At 64.1% G+C, this 17,127-nt stretch carries 17 protein-coding genes; 1 reads left to right on the forward strand and 16 read right to left on the reverse strand.

The genetic code is table 11. The annotated features are described in order from the left end of the window. Positions 1–2 precede the first annotated feature (2 nt). The 11 genes from GA0061099_RS30600 to GA0061099_RS30650 form a co-directional block, all read right to left on the reverse strand. Positions 3–833, reverse strand: a complete 831-nt coding sequence (locus GA0061099_RS30600; protein ID WP_036005504.1) for a carbohydrate ABC transporter permease — start codon at positions 831–833, stop codon at positions 3–5. A gap of 1 nt (position 834) precedes the next feature. Further along, complete coding sequence (locus GA0061099_RS30605) at positions 835–1,707, reverse strand: carbohydrate ABC transporter permease (RefSeq protein ID WP_036023413.1); 873 nt, start codon at positions 1,705–1,707, stop codon at positions 835–837. A gap of 84 nt (positions 1,708–1,791) precedes the next feature. Continuing rightward, positions 1,792–3,105, reverse strand: coding sequence for an ABC transporter substrate-binding protein (locus tag GA0061099_RS30610; protein WP_036023411.1), 1,314 nt, complete (start codon positions 3,103–3,105; stop codon positions 1,792–1,794). A gap of 216 nt (positions 3,106–3,321) precedes the next feature. Beyond that, the gene (locus GA0061099_RS30615) at positions 3,322–4,272 is read right to left on the reverse strand and encodes a sugar-binding transcriptional regulator (protein ID WP_036023408.1); all 951 of its coding nucleotides are present in this window, start codon (positions 4,270–4,272) and stop codon (positions 3,322–3,324) included. Between the two features lie 6 nt (positions 4,273–4,278). Continuing rightward, entirely contained in the window at positions 4,279–4,941 is a 663-nt protein-coding gene (locus GA0061099_RS30620; RefSeq protein ID WP_036023407.1) for an HAD family hydrolase, read from the reverse strand. A 64-nt stretch (positions 4,942–5,005) separates the two neighbouring features. Then, positions 5,006–6,922 carry a nitric oxide reductase activation protein NorD gene (locus GA0061099_RS30625; protein ID WP_036023404.1) on the reverse strand — a complete coding sequence of 639 codons (1,917 nt, stop codon included), beginning with the start codon at positions 6,920–6,922 and terminating at the stop codon, positions 5,006–5,008. A 10-nt stretch (positions 6,923–6,932) separates the two neighbouring features. Continuing rightward, the gene (locus GA0061099_RS30630; RefSeq protein WP_036023401.1) at positions 6,933–7,745 is read right to left on the reverse strand and encodes a CbbQ/NirQ/NorQ/GpvN family protein; all 813 of its coding nucleotides are present in this window, start codon (positions 7,743–7,745) and stop codon (positions 6,933–6,935) included. 63 nt (positions 7,746–7,808) lie between these two features. Beyond that, positions 7,809–9,155 (reverse strand): cbb3-type cytochrome c oxidase subunit I, encoded by a 1,347-nt coding sequence (locus tag GA0061099_RS30635; protein ID WP_074448203.1) that lies wholly within the window; start codon positions 9,153–9,155, stop codon positions 7,809–7,811. Positions 9,156–9,196: 41 nt separating this feature from the next. Beyond that, positions 9,197–9,649 (reverse strand): c-type cytochrome, encoded by a 453-nt coding sequence (locus GA0061099_RS30640; RefSeq protein ID WP_036005521.1) that lies wholly within the window; start codon positions 9,647–9,649, stop codon positions 9,197–9,199. A 95-nt stretch (positions 9,650–9,744) separates the two neighbouring features. After that, positions 9,745–10,005 carry a cytochrome C oxidase subunit IV family protein gene (locus tag GA0061099_RS30645; RefSeq protein ID WP_036023432.1) on the reverse strand — a complete coding sequence of 87 codons (261 nt, stop codon included), beginning with the start codon at positions 10,003–10,005 and terminating at the stop codon, positions 9,745–9,747. 2 nt (positions 10,006–10,007) lie between these two features. Next, entirely contained in the window at positions 10,008–10,583 is a 576-nt protein-coding gene (locus tag GA0061099_RS30650) for a cytochrome c oxidase subunit 3 family protein (protein ID WP_036005523.1), read from the reverse strand. A 170-nt stretch (positions 10,584–10,753) separates the two neighbouring features. Here GA0061099_RS30650 and GA0061099_RS41460 point away from each other — a divergent pair, with 170 nt between their 5' ends. After that, positions 10,754–10,921, forward strand: a complete 168-nt coding sequence (locus tag GA0061099_RS41460; protein ID WP_085974376.1) for a hypothetical protein — start codon at positions 10,754–10,756, stop codon at positions 10,919–10,921. 99 nt (positions 10,922–11,020) lie between these two features. On the opposite strand, the gene mmsB is transcribed toward GA0061099_RS41460, so the two are convergent. The 5 genes from mmsB to GA0061099_RS30675 form a co-directional block, all read right to left on the reverse strand. Further along, positions 11,021–12,211: a multiple monosaccharide ABC transporter permease gene (gene mmsB, locus GA0061099_RS30655; RefSeq protein WP_036005525.1), complete on the reverse strand. Its 1,191-nt coding sequence runs from the start codon at positions 12,209–12,211 to the stop codon at positions 11,021–11,023. Further along, positions 12,208–13,785, reverse strand: coding sequence for a multiple monosaccharide ABC transporter ATP-binding protein (gene mmsA, locus GA0061099_RS30660; RefSeq protein WP_036023397.1), 1,578 nt, complete (start codon positions 13,783–13,785; stop codon positions 12,208–12,210). Before mmsA ends, mmsB begins: the two co-directional genes overlap by 4 nt. Before the next feature lie 245 nt (positions 13,786–14,030). Next, on the reverse strand, positions 14,031–15,101 hold the full coding sequence (chvE, locus tag GA0061099_RS30665) for a multiple monosaccharide ABC transporter substrate-binding protein (protein WP_036005529.1): 1,071 nt from the start codon (positions 15,099–15,101) through the stop codon (positions 14,031–14,033). Between the two features lie 71 nt (positions 15,102–15,172). Beyond that, positions 15,173–16,051: an SMP-30/gluconolactonase/LRE family protein gene (locus GA0061099_RS30670; protein ID WP_074448204.1), complete on the reverse strand. Its 879-nt coding sequence runs from the start codon at positions 16,049–16,051 to the stop codon at positions 15,173–15,175. Next, positions 16,051–17,127, reverse strand: a complete 1,077-nt coding sequence (locus GA0061099_RS30675) for an aldose epimerase family protein (protein ID WP_036023374.1) — start codon at positions 17,125–17,127, stop codon at positions 16,051–16,053. Before GA0061099_RS30675 ends, GA0061099_RS30670 begins: the two co-directional genes overlap by 1 nt.

Below are 17,127 nucleotides of genomic sequence, written 5' to 3' on the forward strand. Positions count from 1 at the left end.
CCCTATTTCACCGCGCCAAAGGTGAGCCCGCGCACGAGCTGCTTCTGGCTGAACCAACCCAGGACGAGAATCGGCGCGATCGCCAGCGTGGACGCCGCCGACAGTTTTGCCCAGAACAGCCCTTCGGGGCTCGAATAGGAGGCGATGAACGTGGTGAGCGGCGCAGCGCTCGAGGTGGACAGGTTCAGCGTCCAGAACGCCTCGTTCCAGGCCAGGATCAGATTGAGCAACAGCGTGGACGCCAGTCCCGGGATCGCCATCGGCGTCAGCACATAGACCAGCTCGCGGCCGATCGTGGCGCCGTCCATGCGCGCGGCCTCTAAGATGTCGCGCGGGATCTCCTTGAAATATGTGAAGAGCATCCAGATGACGATCGGCAGATTCCCGAGGCAGAGGATGAAGACGAGGCCGATGCGGGAATCGAGCAGCCCGAGGCTCTTGTAGATCAGGTAGATCGGCACCAACACGCCGACCGGCGGCATCATCTTGGTCGAGAGCATCCAGAGCAGGATGTCCTTGGTGCGCTTGGTTGGCGAGAACGCCATCGACCAGGCCGCCGGAATGGCGATCAGCAGCGCAATGAGCGTCGAGCCGCCGGCGATGATAATCGAGTTCATCGCGTGGTGCAGATAATCGCTGCGTTCCTGCACGGTCGCGTAGTTTTCGGTGGTCCAGTGGAAGAACAGGAAGGATGGCGGGATCGCGAAGGCCTCGAGCTCGGTCTTGAAGCTCGCCAGCCCCATCCACAGGATCGGAAAGAAGATCAGGAAGCCGAACAGCCAGGCCGCCGCCGTCGATATCATCACCCGCCGCGTCGTCGCCATCCGTGCCATGTCAGGCCTCCAGGTTGCGGCCGACGATGCGGACCAGGAAGAAGGCGACGATGTTGGCGATGACCACCGCGACGAGCCCGCCCGCCGAGGCGCTGCCGACGTCGAACTGGATCAGCGCCTGCGAATAGATCAGGAAGGCGATGTTGGTGGTTTGCAGGCCCGGCCCGCCGCCGGTGGTGACGAAGATCTCGGCGAACACCGTAAGCAGGAAGATGGTCTCGATCAGGATCACCACCGTGATGGGACGCGCCAGGTGCGGCAGCGTGATGTAGATGAAGGTCGAAACGGCGCTGGCGCCGTCCATCTCGGCGGCTTCCTTCTGCTCTTCGTCGAGCGATTGCAGCGCGGTGAGCAGGATCAGAGTCGCGAACGGCAGCCATTGCCAGGTCACGATCAAAATCACCGCAAACAGCGGCACGTCGTTGAACCAATCGATCGGCGTCAGGCCGAACAGCGAGGCGAGCCAGGCGAACAATCCCGACACCGGATGCATCAACAGGTTCTTCCAGACCAGCGCGCTCACCGTCGGCATCACGAAGAACGGGGCGATCACCATCAGGCGAACGAAATTGCGCCCGATCACCGGCTGGTCCATCAGCAGCGCCAGGGGAATGCCGAGCAGGATGGTCAACGCCAGCACCGAGCCGACCAGCACGAGCGTGTTCTGGAGCGAGGCAAGGAAGGCAGGATCGGTGAGGAAATAGCGGAAATTTTCCAGGCCAACGAACGATTCCGAGCCGGGATCGAGCAGGCTGTAATGCAGCGTCGAAAAATAGATCGTCAGCCCCAGCGGGACGATCATCCAGATGAACAGCAGCCCGACCGCCGGCGTCAGAAGCGAGCGCGCAAGGAACTGCGTCTGCCGGGTTGCCATTCTTGGCGCTCCGCTCGGAGGATGAAGGGCGGCCATCCCGCAAGGATGGATGGCCGCAAGTTTGAGCTCAGGGAGAGCCCGGGTTTACTTGATGTAGCCGGCGCGCTTCATTTCGCGTTCGGTAGCGGACTGCGCAGCCGTGAGTGCTGCATCGACCGTCATCGATCCCGCAAGCGCCGCCGAGAACTGCTGGCCCACCTGGGTGCCGATGCCCTGGAATTCAGGGATGGCGGCGTATTGCACGCCGACGTAGGGAACGGGCTTCACCGTCGGCTTGTTGGGATCGGCGGCGTCGATCGAGGCCAGCGTCAGTTTCGCGAACGGCGCGACCTTCAGGTACTCATCGTTCTGGTAGAGCGAGGTGCGCGTGCCCGGCGGCACGTTGGCCCAGCCCTCCTTCGACGCCACCAGCTTGGTGTAGTCCTTGCTAGTTGCCCAAGCGATGAACTTCTCGGCGGCTTCCGTCTTCTTGGAGCCGGCAGGGATTGCGAGATTCCAGGCCCACAGCCAGTTGGCGTTCTTGCCGAGCCCAGTGTTGGGCGCGAGCGCGAAGCCGACCTTGTCGGCGACCTTGGACTCCTTGGGGTTGGTGACGAAGGACGCCGCGACCGTGGCGTCGATCCACATCGCGCATTTGCCGGCGTTGAACAGCGCCAGATTCTCGTTGAAGCCGTTGGAGCTGGCGCCGGGAGGCCCGGCTTCCTTCATCAGGTTGACGTAGGTCGTGAGTGTCGTCTTCCATTCCGGCGTGTTGAACTGCGGCTGCCACTTTTCGTCGAACCAGCGCGCGCCATAGGAATTGGCCATCGCCGAGAGGAACGCCATGTTCTCGCCCCAGCCTGCCTTGCCGCGCAGACAGATGCCATAGGTGCCGGCGCTCTTGTCGGTGAGCTTCTTGGCCGCGTCGATCACGAAATCCCAGCTCGGCTTTTCCGGCATTTTCAGGCCGGCCTTCTCGAACAGATCAGTGCGGTACATCACCATCGAGCTCTCGCCGTAGAACGGGGCGGCGTAGAGCTTGCCGTCGGCGGAGACCGCGTCCTTGATCTTGGGCAGGAGGTCGGCGACGTCGTAATCGGCGCCGAGGTTGGCGAGCGGTACCAGCCAGCCCTTCTTGGCCCAGATCGGCACCTCGTACGTGCCGATGGTGAGGACGTCGAACTGGCCACCCTTGGTGGCGATATCGGTGGTGACGCGCTGGCGCAGCACGTTCTCCTCCAGCGTCACCCATTTCACGGTGATGTCAGGGTTCTTCTTGGTGAACTCACCCGTCAGCCCCTGCATGCGGATCATGTCGCCATTGTTGACGGTGGCGATCGTCAGGGTCGTTTCGGCCGTCGCCGGGACGGCCAGCAGCAGGCAAGACGCGCCGCAGACGGCGCCCAGGACATGTTTCACGGTGACCTCCCCTCAATTCGCGTTTTGGGCATATGCCCACGCGTTGGGCGTATGTTCAGCGCAAGGGCGGCACGTTGTCAAGCAGGCGCGTGGGCATTCCAGCAACTTGTGAGTGCTGCGGTGCGGGAAGGATGGGGAGGTTTTGCTTCACCCACGGCTGCCGTCCTCCGCGAACGCGAAGCATCCAGTGTGGTAGGCACGCGAAGCGTGAGCGCTTTACCGCTCCAGAATCGCCCTTGCCGTCGCTTCGTCGGTGATCAGGCCGTTGATCAGGCCCCCGCTCAAGGCCGCAGAGATCGCCGCCACCTTGGCCGCGCCCACCGCCGCACCGATCGTGGTGGTCTTCGCCGGCACTTCCGGCGGAATGCTGGTGAGGCGCTTGTTGGTGCCGGCCTTGAGCAGGCGGCCCTTGGCGTCATAGGCCCAGCCGGTGATCTCGCCGATGGCGCCCAGCCGCATCATCTCGAACAATTCGTCGCGGGTGACGAAGCCGTCGATGTGCACCTGCGCCTTCTGGTCCATCTGGCCGATGCCGACAAGGCGCAAATCCGCTTTGGCTGCGACCGCTTTCACCTTCGCAATCGGCTCGATGCGCACCATCCTGTTGCGCTCGTCCTCCGACGACATCAGGAACGGCAGCGGCATCGGATAGTGTCGCGCGCCGGTGCGATCGGCGAGCCGGCCAACGGTGTCGTAGAAGCTCGCCGAGCCGTCGGCGGAGATGTTGCCGACCAGCGAGACGATCTGGTGATTGGGCCGCTCGATCGGCGTGACGCGCTCGACGGCGGCACGCACCGCCCGGCCCGTGCCGAGCGCGACGATCACGGGCGTCTCCGAACGCAGCGTGGAATCGAGCAAATTGGCGCAGCGCTCGGCGATTCCAGCCACCGCCTGCGGCGCGGCCGGATCGGCCGGCACCACCTCGCAATGAACGAGGTCGAACCGTTGCTTCAAGCGCGCCGCCAGCTCCATGCAGGCTGCGATGGGGTGCTCGAGCCGGAAGGTGATGAGCCGCTCGGCGAGGCACAACGAGACCAGCCGCTGCGCCGAGGCCCGCGACACCTGAAGCATCTTTGCGATCTCGTCCTGTGTGTGACCGGCAATGAAATAGAGCCAGCCGGCGCGCGCGGCGTCGTCGAGTCTCGACTTGTCGTTCTCGGCGGCCATGCGCGCTCACACCTCCCAGAGATCGCTCATATGTGTAAAGACCCGATCGGCCCCGGCGGCCGATAATATAGCCCGGCCATCGCGGCTGCGATAATGGCCGCCGCCGACAAATCCCCAGACGGTCATGCCGGCCGCCTTACCCGCCTGCACGCCGCTGACGCTATCCTCGATCACCAGCGTGCGCGATGGCGGCGTGCGCATGCTCTCGGCCGCATGAAGAAAGAGATCAGGCGCCGGCTTGCCGTGCCTGACCATCTGCGCGGTGTAGATCCGATCGCCGAAATATGCCCGAAGACTGGTGACGTCGAGCGAGAGCGAGACGCGGTCGAGATCGCTCGACGAGGCCACGCAGAACGGCACGGTCAGTCCGGAGATCGCCGCCTCCACCCCGGGAATCGGCGCGAGCGAGGCGGCAAAATTCTCCAGCACACGCGACTTCAGTCGGGGCGGGAAGGCGTCCGTCAGCGAGTGCCCGAGATCGCGATAATGCTGCTCGACGGCCTTGGTGCTGCGTCCGAGAAACAGCTCGAGCGCCTGCTCCTCGCTGAGCACGAGACCGAATTCCGCCAGGACCTCGGACAGGCAGCGGCAGCTCAAGAGCTCGCTGTCGACGAGCACGCCGTCGCAGTCGAAGATGATCAGATCGGGATTTGGCCGGCTCTGGTCCATCCGGACATTCGATCATATACCCAAGCCGTGAGCAATAGCCCAACGTCGAGTTGCATGAACCGCCTCAGTGGGCCACCTGCCGGTAGATCGCCGGCAGTGCCGCGGGCAGTCGCTTGATGTTGCCGACGATCGCATAGCCGCTGCGCCCGAACAGGGCCGGAAAATAGGATTGCGCCGCCGCGTCGATCGTTACGCCGAACACCGCGATCCCGAGCCGGCGCGCTTCCTGCACGGACTTTCTGGTGTCTTCGACCGCAAAGCGCCCTTCATAGTGGTCGACGTCGTTCGGTTTGCCGTCGGTGAGGACGAGCAGCAGCTTCTTGCGCTGCGGCTGGCGTGCAAGCTCGGCGACGGCATGCCGTACCGCCGCACCGATCCGCGTGTAATAGCCGGGCTTGAGCGCGCCAATGCAGCGCTCGACCACGTCACTCATCGGCTCGCCGAACGCCTTAACCGTCTCGAGCCGCACCCAGGAGCGCCGGCGCGAGGTGAAGGTCAGGATGCTGTGGTGATCGCCGCAGGCGGATAGGCCGTGGGCAAGCACGAGCAGCGCCTCCTTCTCGACGTCGAGCACGCGGTAGCCATTGGCCCAGGCGTCCGTGGAGAGCGAGACGTCGACCAGCAGCGTGACAGCGAGATCGTGACCTTGCGGGCGCATCGCCACGTGGACGCGATCAAGACCGCTGCTGCTGCCGGCGCGGAGATCGCACCGCGCACGCACCAGCGCGTCTAGATCCAGATCATGCCCGTCGGCCTGAGCCCGCATCAACTCATGGCGCGGCCGCAGGACCTCGAAGCGGCGGCGCACCTGGCGGATGTGCCGGCGCATGGTCTCGTCGGGCGTCCAGCTTTCCCCATTCTCGGGGGCGGCAGATGCGAGTACGCGGCAATGATCCGGCAAATAGGAGCCGCTGCGATAATCCCATTCTGGATAGGTCAGGTCCGCAGTCAAGCGCGAGGCATCGAGGGCCTCCGGCGGGAGGTCGAGATCAAACTTGAACCGGCCCGCCGGCTTGCCGCTGCGGCGGCTGAGCGTTATCTCCTCGAGATCGTCCGCCGCCTTCTGCGCATCCTCCTCCTCACTGTCATCGGTGGGGCGGTCGACATTGACCATCTCGGCCATCGCGAGAATTTTCTCGAAGCGGTTGAGTACGAAGGGATCGCGGCGATTGGCGCCGTCCTCGCGCTCGCGCACGGCAAAGTGCTTGCGATTGTCCTCGCTCGCGGCCTCCGCACCATCGGCGCATTCATCCACGCCCGCATGCGCAGGCGACAGCTCGCGGGTCCAGCAATCGCCCCACAGCGGGCACGGAAGCATCGAGCGATAGCCAGGCGACGCCTTGACCGGTAGCGGCTCCGTTCCCATCATCGCCGGCCACAGCTTGCCCACGGGAGCCTTTCCGGTTCCAAGTAGCGCCAGCACGATCTGCTCGACCTCCTGCTCGATGCGCGGCAAGGGGCGACGCGGCCTGGCTTCGGCAGTTGCTGCGGCGAGTTGCGCATAGTCGTCGACGAGGCCGGGAAATTGCGTGAGCACGAAGACCGCCGTCTCGCTGGCCCGGCGCAACACCAGAAGATCCCGCCGCAGCGGATCGGATTCGGTGATGGTTTCGATCGGCGCGGCTGCGAACCATGCCGCGAGCCAGCGATAGAGCGCTGCATTCAGCGCGTTGTCGGGAAAGATCGCGATGCTTTCAGGAAGGAAGATGGAGGTGGCATCGCGGCCCGGCTGCTCCAGGCGCTCGTCACCGAGACCGATGCGTTGCCGCCAGCCGAGCCGATGCCCGGACTTGCGCGCGCCGGCACCGGCGATCTGCACACCCGCCTCACCGCCCAGCGCGCGGAACATCACCGCGAGCCTGTTTCTCATTTCCGCAAGCGAGACCGCATGCTCGGCATGAACCGGATAGCTGGCGGTGCCACCGACCATGCGGTGCCAGGCGCGGCCGACGGTCTCTTCCAGTTCGAGGAAATCGAGCATCGGAGCCGCCTCAGCCGATCACGGCACGCGCGACGTCCAGCAGCGCCGCCTTGACATCGGCATCGTCGGTCAGCGGCTCGATCATGCCAGCGAGCACGGCATCGGCCGTCGGCATGCCGGCCGCAATCAGGGTCGCGCAATAGACGACGAGCCGGGTCGAGACACCCTCCTCCAGGTCGTGGCCCTTCAGCGCGCGCAGCCGGCCAGCCAGCCCGACCAGCGGCCGCACGCGCTCCGGCGATAGTCCGCTCTCGGCGGCGACCACCGCAATCTCCTGCTCCGGCGGCAGGAAGCCGAACTCGATCGCGACAAAGCGCTGCCGCGTCGACGGCTTGAGCGCCTTGAGCAGCGTCTGATAGCCTGGATTGTAGGAGACGACGAGCATGAAGCTGTTCGGCGCGGCAAGCTGCTCGCCGGTACGCTCCAGAGGCAGGATGCGGCGATCGTCGGTCAGGGGATGCAGCACCACCGTTACGTCCTTGCGCGCCTCCACGACCTCGTCGAGATAGCAGATGCCGCCCTCGCGCACCGCCCGCGTCAACGGGCCGTCGCTCCACACGGTATCGCCGCCCCTGAGCAGATAGCGGCCGGTGAGATCGGCCGCGGTGAGATCGTCGTGGCAGGCGACGGTGTGCAGCGGCAATCCCAGCCGCGCCGCCATATGCGTGACGAAGCGCGTCTTGCCGCAGCCGGTCGGCCCCTTCAGCAGCACCGGCAGCTGATTGCGCCAAGCGTGCTCGAACAGCGCGCATTCGTTGCCACTGGCAATATAGGCGGGCGGCTGAGGTTCGGGCTTCGCCACGGCGAGAATTGCTGCATTCATGGTCTTTCTCCGGAATTCACATAGTGACGGCGGCCGCAGCGAGCCACGGCCGCCTTTGCGCGCTCACTCGGCCGGCTGCAACGCGCCGGGGATGACCGGCTGACGGGCGCGACCGGGCACAAGCACGGCCCACACGAACATCAGCGCGGAGATCGCGACGAACACGCCGGACCCCAGCCGGACCCAGTAAAACATCGCGAGCTGGTCCTGCACGTCCATGTAGCCCTGGCCGAGCACGCGCTGGAGATGGACCTGGACCACGCCGGCGAAGGTCAGCGCGAAGGTCATCACCATCATGGTGGTGCACATGATCCAGAAGCTCGCCATGGAGAGCCATTGATTGTAGGGCGCACGCCCTCTGATCTGTGGGATTGCATAGGCCATCACGGACAGGTTCAGCATCACATAGGCGCCGAAGAAGGCGAGATGGCCGTGCGCGGCGGTAACCTGGGTGCCGTGGGTGTAGTAGTTGACCGAGGACAGGGTGTGCAGGAAACCCCAGACACCGGCGCCGAGGAACGCCATGACCGAGCAGCCGACCGACCACAACAATGCAGCGCGGTTCGGGTGCTTGCGGCCGGCCTTCCAGGTCATCTGCACCGTGAAGATCACCATGGTGAAGAACGGCGCGACCTCGAGCGTGGAGAACAGCGAGCCGATCCACTGCCAGTAACCGGGCGCGCCGATCCAGTAGAAATGATGGCCGGTGCCGAGGATGCCGGAGAACAGCGCCAGCCCGATGATGACGTAGAGCCACTTCTCGACCACTTCGCGGTCGATGCCGTTGAGCTTGATCATGAGATAAGCGAGCACGGAGGCCATGATCAGCTCCCAGACGCCCTCGACCCAGAGATGAACAACATACCACCAGTACATCTTGTCGACCGCGAGATTTACCGGGTTGTAAAAGGCGAACAGGAAGAAGATCGCAACGCCCCACAGCCCGAATAGCAGGATGTTGGTGATCGTGGTCTTACGGCCCTTCAGCGCCGTCATGGTGACGTTGAACAGGAACATCAGGCAGACGACGACGATGCCGACCTTGATGATGAAGGGCTGTTCGAGGAATTCGCGGCCCTCGTGGTATTGGAAGAGATAACCGACCACAGCCACACCCGCAGCACCGAAAAACATCCAGAACTGGATCTTGGCCAGCAGCGGGCTGTAGAGCTCTGTCTCGGTTTCCTCGGGCAGCAGGAAGTAGGTCGCGCCCATGAAGCCGATCAACGACCACACGATCAGCGCGTTGGTGTGGATCATCCTGACGACGTTGAACGGCAGCAGGGTCGACAGCGTGTTGGGCAGGACGTAGATCGTTCCAGCGACGAGGCCGAATAGGACCTGCGCCACGAACAGGGTCAGCGCGCCGTAGAAATACAGCATCGCGACTTTCTGGGTCTGATATTTCATCTCAGGCTCTCTGTCTTGAGGGATTTCAGGAAGCGATGCGCTCAGCCCGCCTTGTTCGGCGGCCACTCTTGGCGCTTGATCTTGCTGGTCCATTGCAGGAAGTCGGCGAGATCATCGAGCTCCTGGTCGGTGAGGTTGAATTGAGGCATCTGCCGGCGGCCCGGTGCGCCCGAAGGCTGCGACTGCATCCAGGCCTTCAATGTCTCGCGCGCGGCGGCCGGATCCTCGTTGCCACCCCAGCGATCCCAGACATTGCCGACTTCAGGCGCAAAGTAGGCGCCCTCGCCCAGCAGGGTATGACAGTTGATGCAAGAATTCTTCTCCCAGACGTGCTTGCCGCGGGCAACCGAAGACGTCAGCGTGGCTGCGTCGGTCGATGTCGTGGCCATGTAGTAATGGCTGTGCGCCGTTAGCCCTATGAAGATGGCGAAGAAAAAGGCCGAGCCGCCGTAGAAGACGTTTCGAGCGGCCGACTTGGTCAGGCGTTCAGCCATTGCCAATCCTTTCCGGTTGATTCCTGCGAAATTGCGATGGTGTGATTTATTGCCGCTTTGCCCGGCCCGTTCTTTGTCAGGGCGCAATGAGCGCGTCAGATCAGGGCGACGAGCGCCGAGGCGAGCCAGGCAAGCAGCAGCACGATGAGGATCCAGCTCGCGACGAGACCGCGCCAGAGTGCGGGGACGGCGCGAATATCCATGAAGTCGAGCGCGATGCGATGCCCCTTGAGCGCGGCGAAGGCAAGCAGCAGAGCGTTGCCGAGCAGCGCCCGTGGTATTAGCGGCGGCAGCAGGACGGTCGCAAGCGCAAGGCCGATCAAGGCGATCCAGGTGACGTCGACACTATCTGGCATGGTCATTTCACCAGATACAGGATCGGGAACATCACGATCCAGACCAGATCGACCATGTGCCAGAAGGCCGTTCCCGTCTCGACGCCTGATATCCCGGCACGGCGGCAGACCACGGCGAGAATGATGATGCCGAGGCCAACGTGCAGGAGATGAAAGCCGGTCAGCAGGAAGTAGAGCGTGAAGAAGGGATTGGTCTCAAGCCCGACCCCGCGCCCGGTTTCTTCGGCGTACTCTGCGAGCTTGATCGCGATGAAAAGGCAGCCGAGCGCCATGGCGCCGAGAAGCCAGTATCGTGTCGTTGCCCGTTGTCCATTCCGCACGGCCTTGGTCGCCCGGGCCGCCGCCCAGCCGCTGGTCACCAGCACGACGGTGTTGAGGCCGGCGAGATGCGAATCGAGCGTGGCCTGCCCGGCCGCGAACACCGCGGGGTGAATCGCGCGGGCGACAGAGAAGGCGCCGAGGAGCAGGCCGAAGGCGACGAGTTCGCTGAAGATCAGCACCCAGATCATGGGATCGCCGGGGAGATCCTGCAGGATTCCCCAGCCTGTTTCCTGCTGTTCGCACTCGGCCGTCGACATCGTCTTTCTGGATCAGGACGCCGGTCAGACTTAGCTCGGCCACCCGGTTCCGAATTTGTTGCCGGACAAACTGGAGGACTGCAGGGCTCCTGTTTGCGCCGACACAACGTTCAGCCAGCCGTTTCGCGGTACGAACCGGCTCAGAGCTTCACGGAGCGCCGGACGATCCCATGAGCGATGCACAGATCGGGCTGATGACCGCAACACCCATCATCATTGCCTTCGCCATCGCGCTCAGGCGCATGGGCGTGCTGTCGACGGTGGGAACCGTATCGGCGGTGGGGCTCTCGATCGGGATCGCGACCGTGCTGTTCACGACGCAATCACCGCTGCCGTAGTGCTTAGGACCGTAGCCCGATGCAGCGCAGCGCAATCCGGGAAATCTCACCAAGCGCAGAGACCCGGATTACGCTGCGCTGCATCCGGGCTACGAAGCGCTACCGCCGCTGATTGTACACGTCGATGCACACCGCGCCCAGCAGCACCAGGCCCTTGATGACCTGCTGATAGTCGATGCCGATGCCAAGGATGGACATGCCGTTGTTCATCACGCCCATGATCATGGCGCCGACCACGGCACCGCCGACCCGTCCAACGCCGCCATAGGCCGAGGCGCCGCCGATGAAGCAGGCGGCGATGACGTCGAGCTCGAAGCCGAGGCCGGCCTTCGGGGTCGCCGTGTTGAGCCGCGCGGCGAAGACGAGGCCGGCGAGCGCGGCGAGCACGCCCATGTTGACGAAGGTGAGGAAGGTCAGCCGCTCGGTCTTGATGCCAGACAGGCTCGCCGCCTTGGCGTTGCCGCCGACGGCGTAGATCTGCCGGCCGATCACGGTGCGGCGGGTGACGAAGCCGTAGAGCGCGATCAGCGCAGTCATGATCACCAGCACGTTGGGCAGGCCGCGATGCGAGGCGATCAGATAGGTGAAATAGAGCACGGCGCAGGCGAGCAAGATGCTCTTGCCGAGGAAGAACGCATAGGGTTCGACCTCGATGCCGTGCGACTGCTCGCGCGACCTTCCCTTGGCGCTGGCATAGACGAGCCCGAGCGCGAGAACGGCGCCGATCAGCATCGAGGTCGGATGCAGCGTGCCGGCCTCCGGCAGCAGTTCCGGAATGAAACCCGAGGACAGCTTCTGGAAGGTCGCCGGGAACGGCCCGAGCGACTGGCCCTGCAACACCGCGAGCGCCAGGCCCTTGAACACCAGCATGCCCGCCAACGTCACGATGAAGGAGGGGATCTTGAAATAGGCCACCCAATAGCCCTGCGCCGCACCGATCGCGCCACCGAGCGCGAGGCAAGCGATGAAGGCGAGCGTATAATCGACCTTGTAGGTCACCATCAGCAAGGCCGCCACGGCGCCGATGAAGCCCGCGACCGAGCCGACCGAAAGGTCGATATGGCCGGTGACGATGACCAGCAGCATGCCCAGCGCCATGATGACGATGTAGCTGTTCTGCAGCACCAGGTTGGTGAGGTTGAGCGGCTGCAGCAGCGTGCCGCCGGTCACGACCTGGAAGAACAGCATGATTGCAACCAGCGACATCAACATGCCGTAATTGCGCAAATTGTTCTTGATGAAGCTGCCGTGCCGGCGCTCCTCGGGCAGCGAAACCGTCTTGTCGGTCATAGCTGCGATCCTCCCATCTCCGCGGCCGCGGGCGCGGCGTTCCCAATGCTTCGTTCGTTGCGCATGATGGCGCGCATGATCTTTTCCTGTGTCGCCTCTGAGCCCTTGAACTCGCCGACGAAGGCGCCGTCGTTCATGACGCAGATGCGGTCGCAGATGCCGAGCAGCTCGGGCATCTCCGAGGAGATCACCACGACGCCGCGGCCGGCTTCCGCAAGCTCGTTGATGATACAGTAAATCTCATATTTGGCACCGACGTCGATACCCCTGGTCGGCTCGTCCAGAATCAGGACCTTCGGGTCGGTCATCAGCCATTTCGACAGCACGACCTTTTGCTGGTTGCCGCCGGAGAGCTGGCCGGTCTCCTGGTAGACGTCGGAGCAGCGGATGCGCATGCGGTTGCGGTAGTCGCTGGCGACCTTGAGCTCGGCGATGTCGTCGATCACCCTGCCAGGTGCGACCTGGTCGAGGCTCGCCAGCGTAATGTTCTTGCGGACGTCGTCGGCGAGGATCAGGCCGAGCTGCTTGCGGTCCTCGGTGACGTAGGCAAGGCCGGCGTCGATCGCGGCGGCGACGCTCGGCAGCGCGATCTCACGGCCTTCGAGCCGGATAGTGCCGCTGATATTGGTGCCCCAAGAGCGGCCGAACAGGCTCATGGCGAACTCGGTGCGCCCTGCCCCCATAAGCCCGGCAATGCCCACGACCTCGCCGCGCTTGACACCGAAACTGACGTTCTTGATCACCTGCCGCTCGGGATGGATGGGGTGATAGACCGACCAGTTCTCGACGTCGAGCACGGGCTCGCCGATCTTCACGTTGCGCTCCGGGAAGCGGTGCGCCATGTCGCGGTTGACCATGCTGCGGATGATGCGATCTTCCTGGATCTGCTCGGCGTGGCAGTCGATGCTGTCCACCGTGCGGCCGTCGCGCAGCACGGTGATGTGGTCGGCGACCTTGGCAACCTCGTTCAGCTTGTGCGAGATCAGGATCGAGCCGATGCCCTGCTCGCGGAACGTCATCAGCCGTTCGAGCAGCGCGGCGCTGTCGGCCTCGTTGAGACTCGCGGTCGGCTCGTCCAGGATCAGCATCCGCACCCGCTTGGACAGCGCCTTCGCGATCTCGACAAGCTGCTGCTTGCCGACGCCGAGATCGGTGATCAGCGTATCCGGCGATTCCTTCAGGCCGACCTGCGCCAGCAGCTCGCGCGTGCGCCGGTAGACCTCGTCGCGGTCGATCACCCCCAACTTCGACGGCGGATGCGACAGGAAGATGTTCTCCGCGATCGACATCAGCGGGATCAGCGCCAGCTCCTGATGGATGATGATGATGCCCAGCGCCTCGGAATCATTGATGTCGCGGAAGCGGCGCTCCTCGCCCTCGAAGACGATGGTGCCCTCGTAGCTGCCGTGCGGATAGACCCCGCTCAGCACCTTCATCAGCGTCGACTTGCCGGCGCCGTTCTCGCCGACGAGCGCATGGATCTGCCCGGCGCGAACCGAGAAGTTGACGTCGCGCAATGCCTGCACGCCGGCAAAGCTCTTGCTGACGTTGCGCATCTCCAGCATGGCGGTCATGGCTTTGGTGTCCCTTGCGTTACTTCGTCTCTCCCCGCGTGCGGGGAGAGGTTGACTGATATCGCTGCATCCACATCGTCATTGCGAGCGCAGCGAAGCAATCCAGACAATTTCCGCGGTGGCAGACTGGATTGCTTCGCTGCGCTCGCAATGACGGAGTGCATTCCAACCACTGCCCGTATGGAAAGAGGCCCCTCACCCTAACCCTCTCCCCGCAGGCGGGGAGAGGGGAAAAAGAGAGAGTCTTACTGGAACTGCGACTTCTTGTAGTAGCCGCTGTCGACCAGGGTCTTCTCCCAATTGTCCTTGTAGACCACAACCGGCTTCAGCAGATAGGACGGCACGGTCTTGACACCATTCTCGTAGGTCTTGGTGTCGTTGACGGTGACCTGCTTGCCGGCGAGCGCGGCGTCGACCATGTCGGCGGTCACCTTGGCGAGGTCGCGGGTGTCCTTGAAGATGGTCGAGTACTGGTCGCCGCGCAGCATCGCCTTGATCGAGGGCACCTCGGCATCCTGGCCCGAGATGATGGGCATCGGCTGGCCGGCACTGCCGTAGCCGACGCCCTTCAGCGAGGAGATGATGCCGATCGAGAGGCCGTCATAGGGCGACAGCACGGCGTTGACCTTCTTGTTGCCGTAGTAGGCGCTGAGCAGGTTGTCCATGCGGGCCTGCGCAGTGGCGCCGTCCCAGCGCAGGGTCGCGACCTTATCCATGCCCATCTGGCCGGACACGACGACGAGCTTGCCGCTGTCGATATACGGCTTCAGCACGCTCATGGCGCCGTTGTAGAAGAAGTAGGCATTGTTGTCGTCGGGCGAGCCGCCGAACAGCTCGATGTTGAAGGGGCCCTTGCCGTCCTTCAGACCGAGACCTTGCACGATCGATTCCGCCTGGAGCACGCCGACCTGGAAGTTGTCGAAGGTCGCGTAATAGTCGACGTTCGGCGTGCCGCGGATCAGGCGGTCATAGGCGATCACGGTGATGCCTTTTGCTTTCGCCTGCTTGAGCACGTCGGACAAGGTGGTACCGTCGATCGCGGCGATCACCAGCGCCTTGGCGCCCTTGGTCACCATGTTCTCGACCTGGGAGAGCTGGTTCGGGATGTCGTCCTCGGCATATTGCAGGTCGGTGTTGTAGCCGCGCTCCTTCAGCACCTTGACCATGTTGTTGCCGTCGTCGATCCAGCGCGCCGAGGACTTCGTCGGCATGGCGATGCCGACCGTCGCCTTCTGGGCGAAGGCAGCGACGCCTGTGGCCATCGTGGCGGCACTGGCCAACGCCAGCGCGAGAAATGTTGTCTTCAGTTTCAGCATGTTTCACTCCCTTTGGGTGTCAGACTTTCTTCGTGGTGTCGAGAACGACGGTCGTGTACGGCTTGGGCCTCCTATGCGAGCTTGACGTCGGGTTCCGCGCGTCCGCGCGCGGCTGCTTCGAGCAGAAAGGTGCAGCCGGCTTGCGGATCGGCAGCGCGTGCCGCCGTGTCCATATCCTGCCAGGCCGACGTGACGAGCAGGCGCGACAGGTCGGGGCCGACGAAGGCGGGGCAGCTCGCCTGCTTCGCCGGCACGCTAAGCGAACGCAGGCGCTCGCCTTGCGGCGAGTAGACGTCGATCCGGCTCGCGCCCCAGCACGCATTCCAGATCTGCCCGTCGGCGTCGCATACTGAACCGTCGAGACCGCCGATGCCGCTGTGGCGCAACAGCACCTCCGGCTCGCCGCGCGGCAGGCCGGTCGCGGGGTTGAGCGGCACGGCATAGAGCACCGCACGCGGCGTGTCGGTGAAGTAGCCGGTGGCGCCGTCGGGCGAGAAGCAGATCGAATTGGGAATGCTGATGCCGGGAAACAGCGTCGAGATCTTGCCGCGATGAAGCGCGTAGATCGCGCCCGCCTTCGGCTCGGCTTTCTTGCCCATAGTGCCGATCCAGAACGTACCCGATTGATGCACGCGGCAATCGTTCGAGCGCGTCATCGGATTGTCCGCTTCGAGCGGACAGAACAGCGTCATCGAACCATCAGCGAGCTTGCGAATGTAGAGGCCATCTTCGGCGACGATCAGCTGCCGCTCGGCGTCGATACGCCCCAGCGCGCTCGCCATCCGCCCGAGCGCGTGGCTGCGGACAGTGCCGGTGCCGAGTTGCGCCTCGAACAGCTTGCCTTCGCGAATGTCGAACCACCACGCCATATCCGTGGTCACGTCATAGGTCGGACCTTCGCCGAGATGGCAAGGATGATCCGAGAGGACAGTCGTCGGCACCTGCTCCATCATGGCGACCTCACTGAAAAGCGATAGACCGTGTGATGGCGATAGACCGCGCCGGGATCGAGGCGCGGGCTCGGGAAATCCGGCCGGTTCGGCGCGTCGGGCCAGATGTGCGGCTCCAGGCACATGGCGTCCGATTGCCGGATCAGCTTGCCGCCCTTGCCGGACATCGTACCGTCGAGATAATTGCCCGAATAGGCCTGAAGTCCGGGCTGATCGGTGAACAGCTCCATGATGCGCCCGGAGCGCGGCGCCTCCAGCCGCGCCGCGAGCGCAAGCTTGCCGTCGCGCCCGAGGCAGTAGGTGTGGTCGTAGCCCCTGCCGTTGCGTAATTGCGGGTCACCTTCGCGGATGCGCTCACCCACCGGCCACGGTTTGCGGAAATCGAACGGCGTGCCGGCCACGCTGCGCGGCGGCTCCGGCAGCGGAATGGCGGTGGGATCGATGGCGAGGAACTGCTCGGCGGCGACCATCAGGCGGTGGTCGAGAATGGACGTCTCTGACGTCGCACCCTCGAGATTGAAGAAGCTGTGGTTGGTCAAATTGACGACGGTCGGCCGGTCGGTCCGCGCTTCCATCAGCAGCGACAGCTCGGTCGGCCCGGTGATGCGATAGGTCACGCGAACGTCGAGCCTACCGGGATAACTCTCCTCGCCATGCGGGCTGACATAGGTGAGCGTCACCGCGGGCTCGGCGCCTTCGTCGATCTCCGCGATCTCCCAGAGCTTGCGATCAAAACCCTCGAGCCCGCCGTGCAACGCATTCGGACCGTTGTTGACCGCTAGCTGCACCGTCTCGCCTTGAAGCGAAAACTGTCCCTTGGCGATGCGGTTGGCATAGCGGCCGACGGTGGCGCCCAGAAACTTCCGTTCGGCGAGATAGCCGGCGAAGGCATCATGGCCAAGCACGACGTCGTCATATCCGCCGTTGGCATCCGGCGCGATCAACGCCTGCAGCACCGCGCCGTAGCTGATGATGCGCGCCTCGAAGCCGCCCTCCCCGCGCAGCACGACGCGCTCGACCTCGCGGCCGTCGGGCAGCGTCCCGAACACGTCTCTTGTGATTGTTGATGCGGCCAT

This window comes from Bradyrhizobium yuanmingense (genome assembly GCF_900094575.1).
GTDB lineage: Bacteria > Pseudomonadota > Alphaproteobacteria > Rhizobiales > Xanthobacteraceae > Bradyrhizobium > Bradyrhizobium yuanmingense.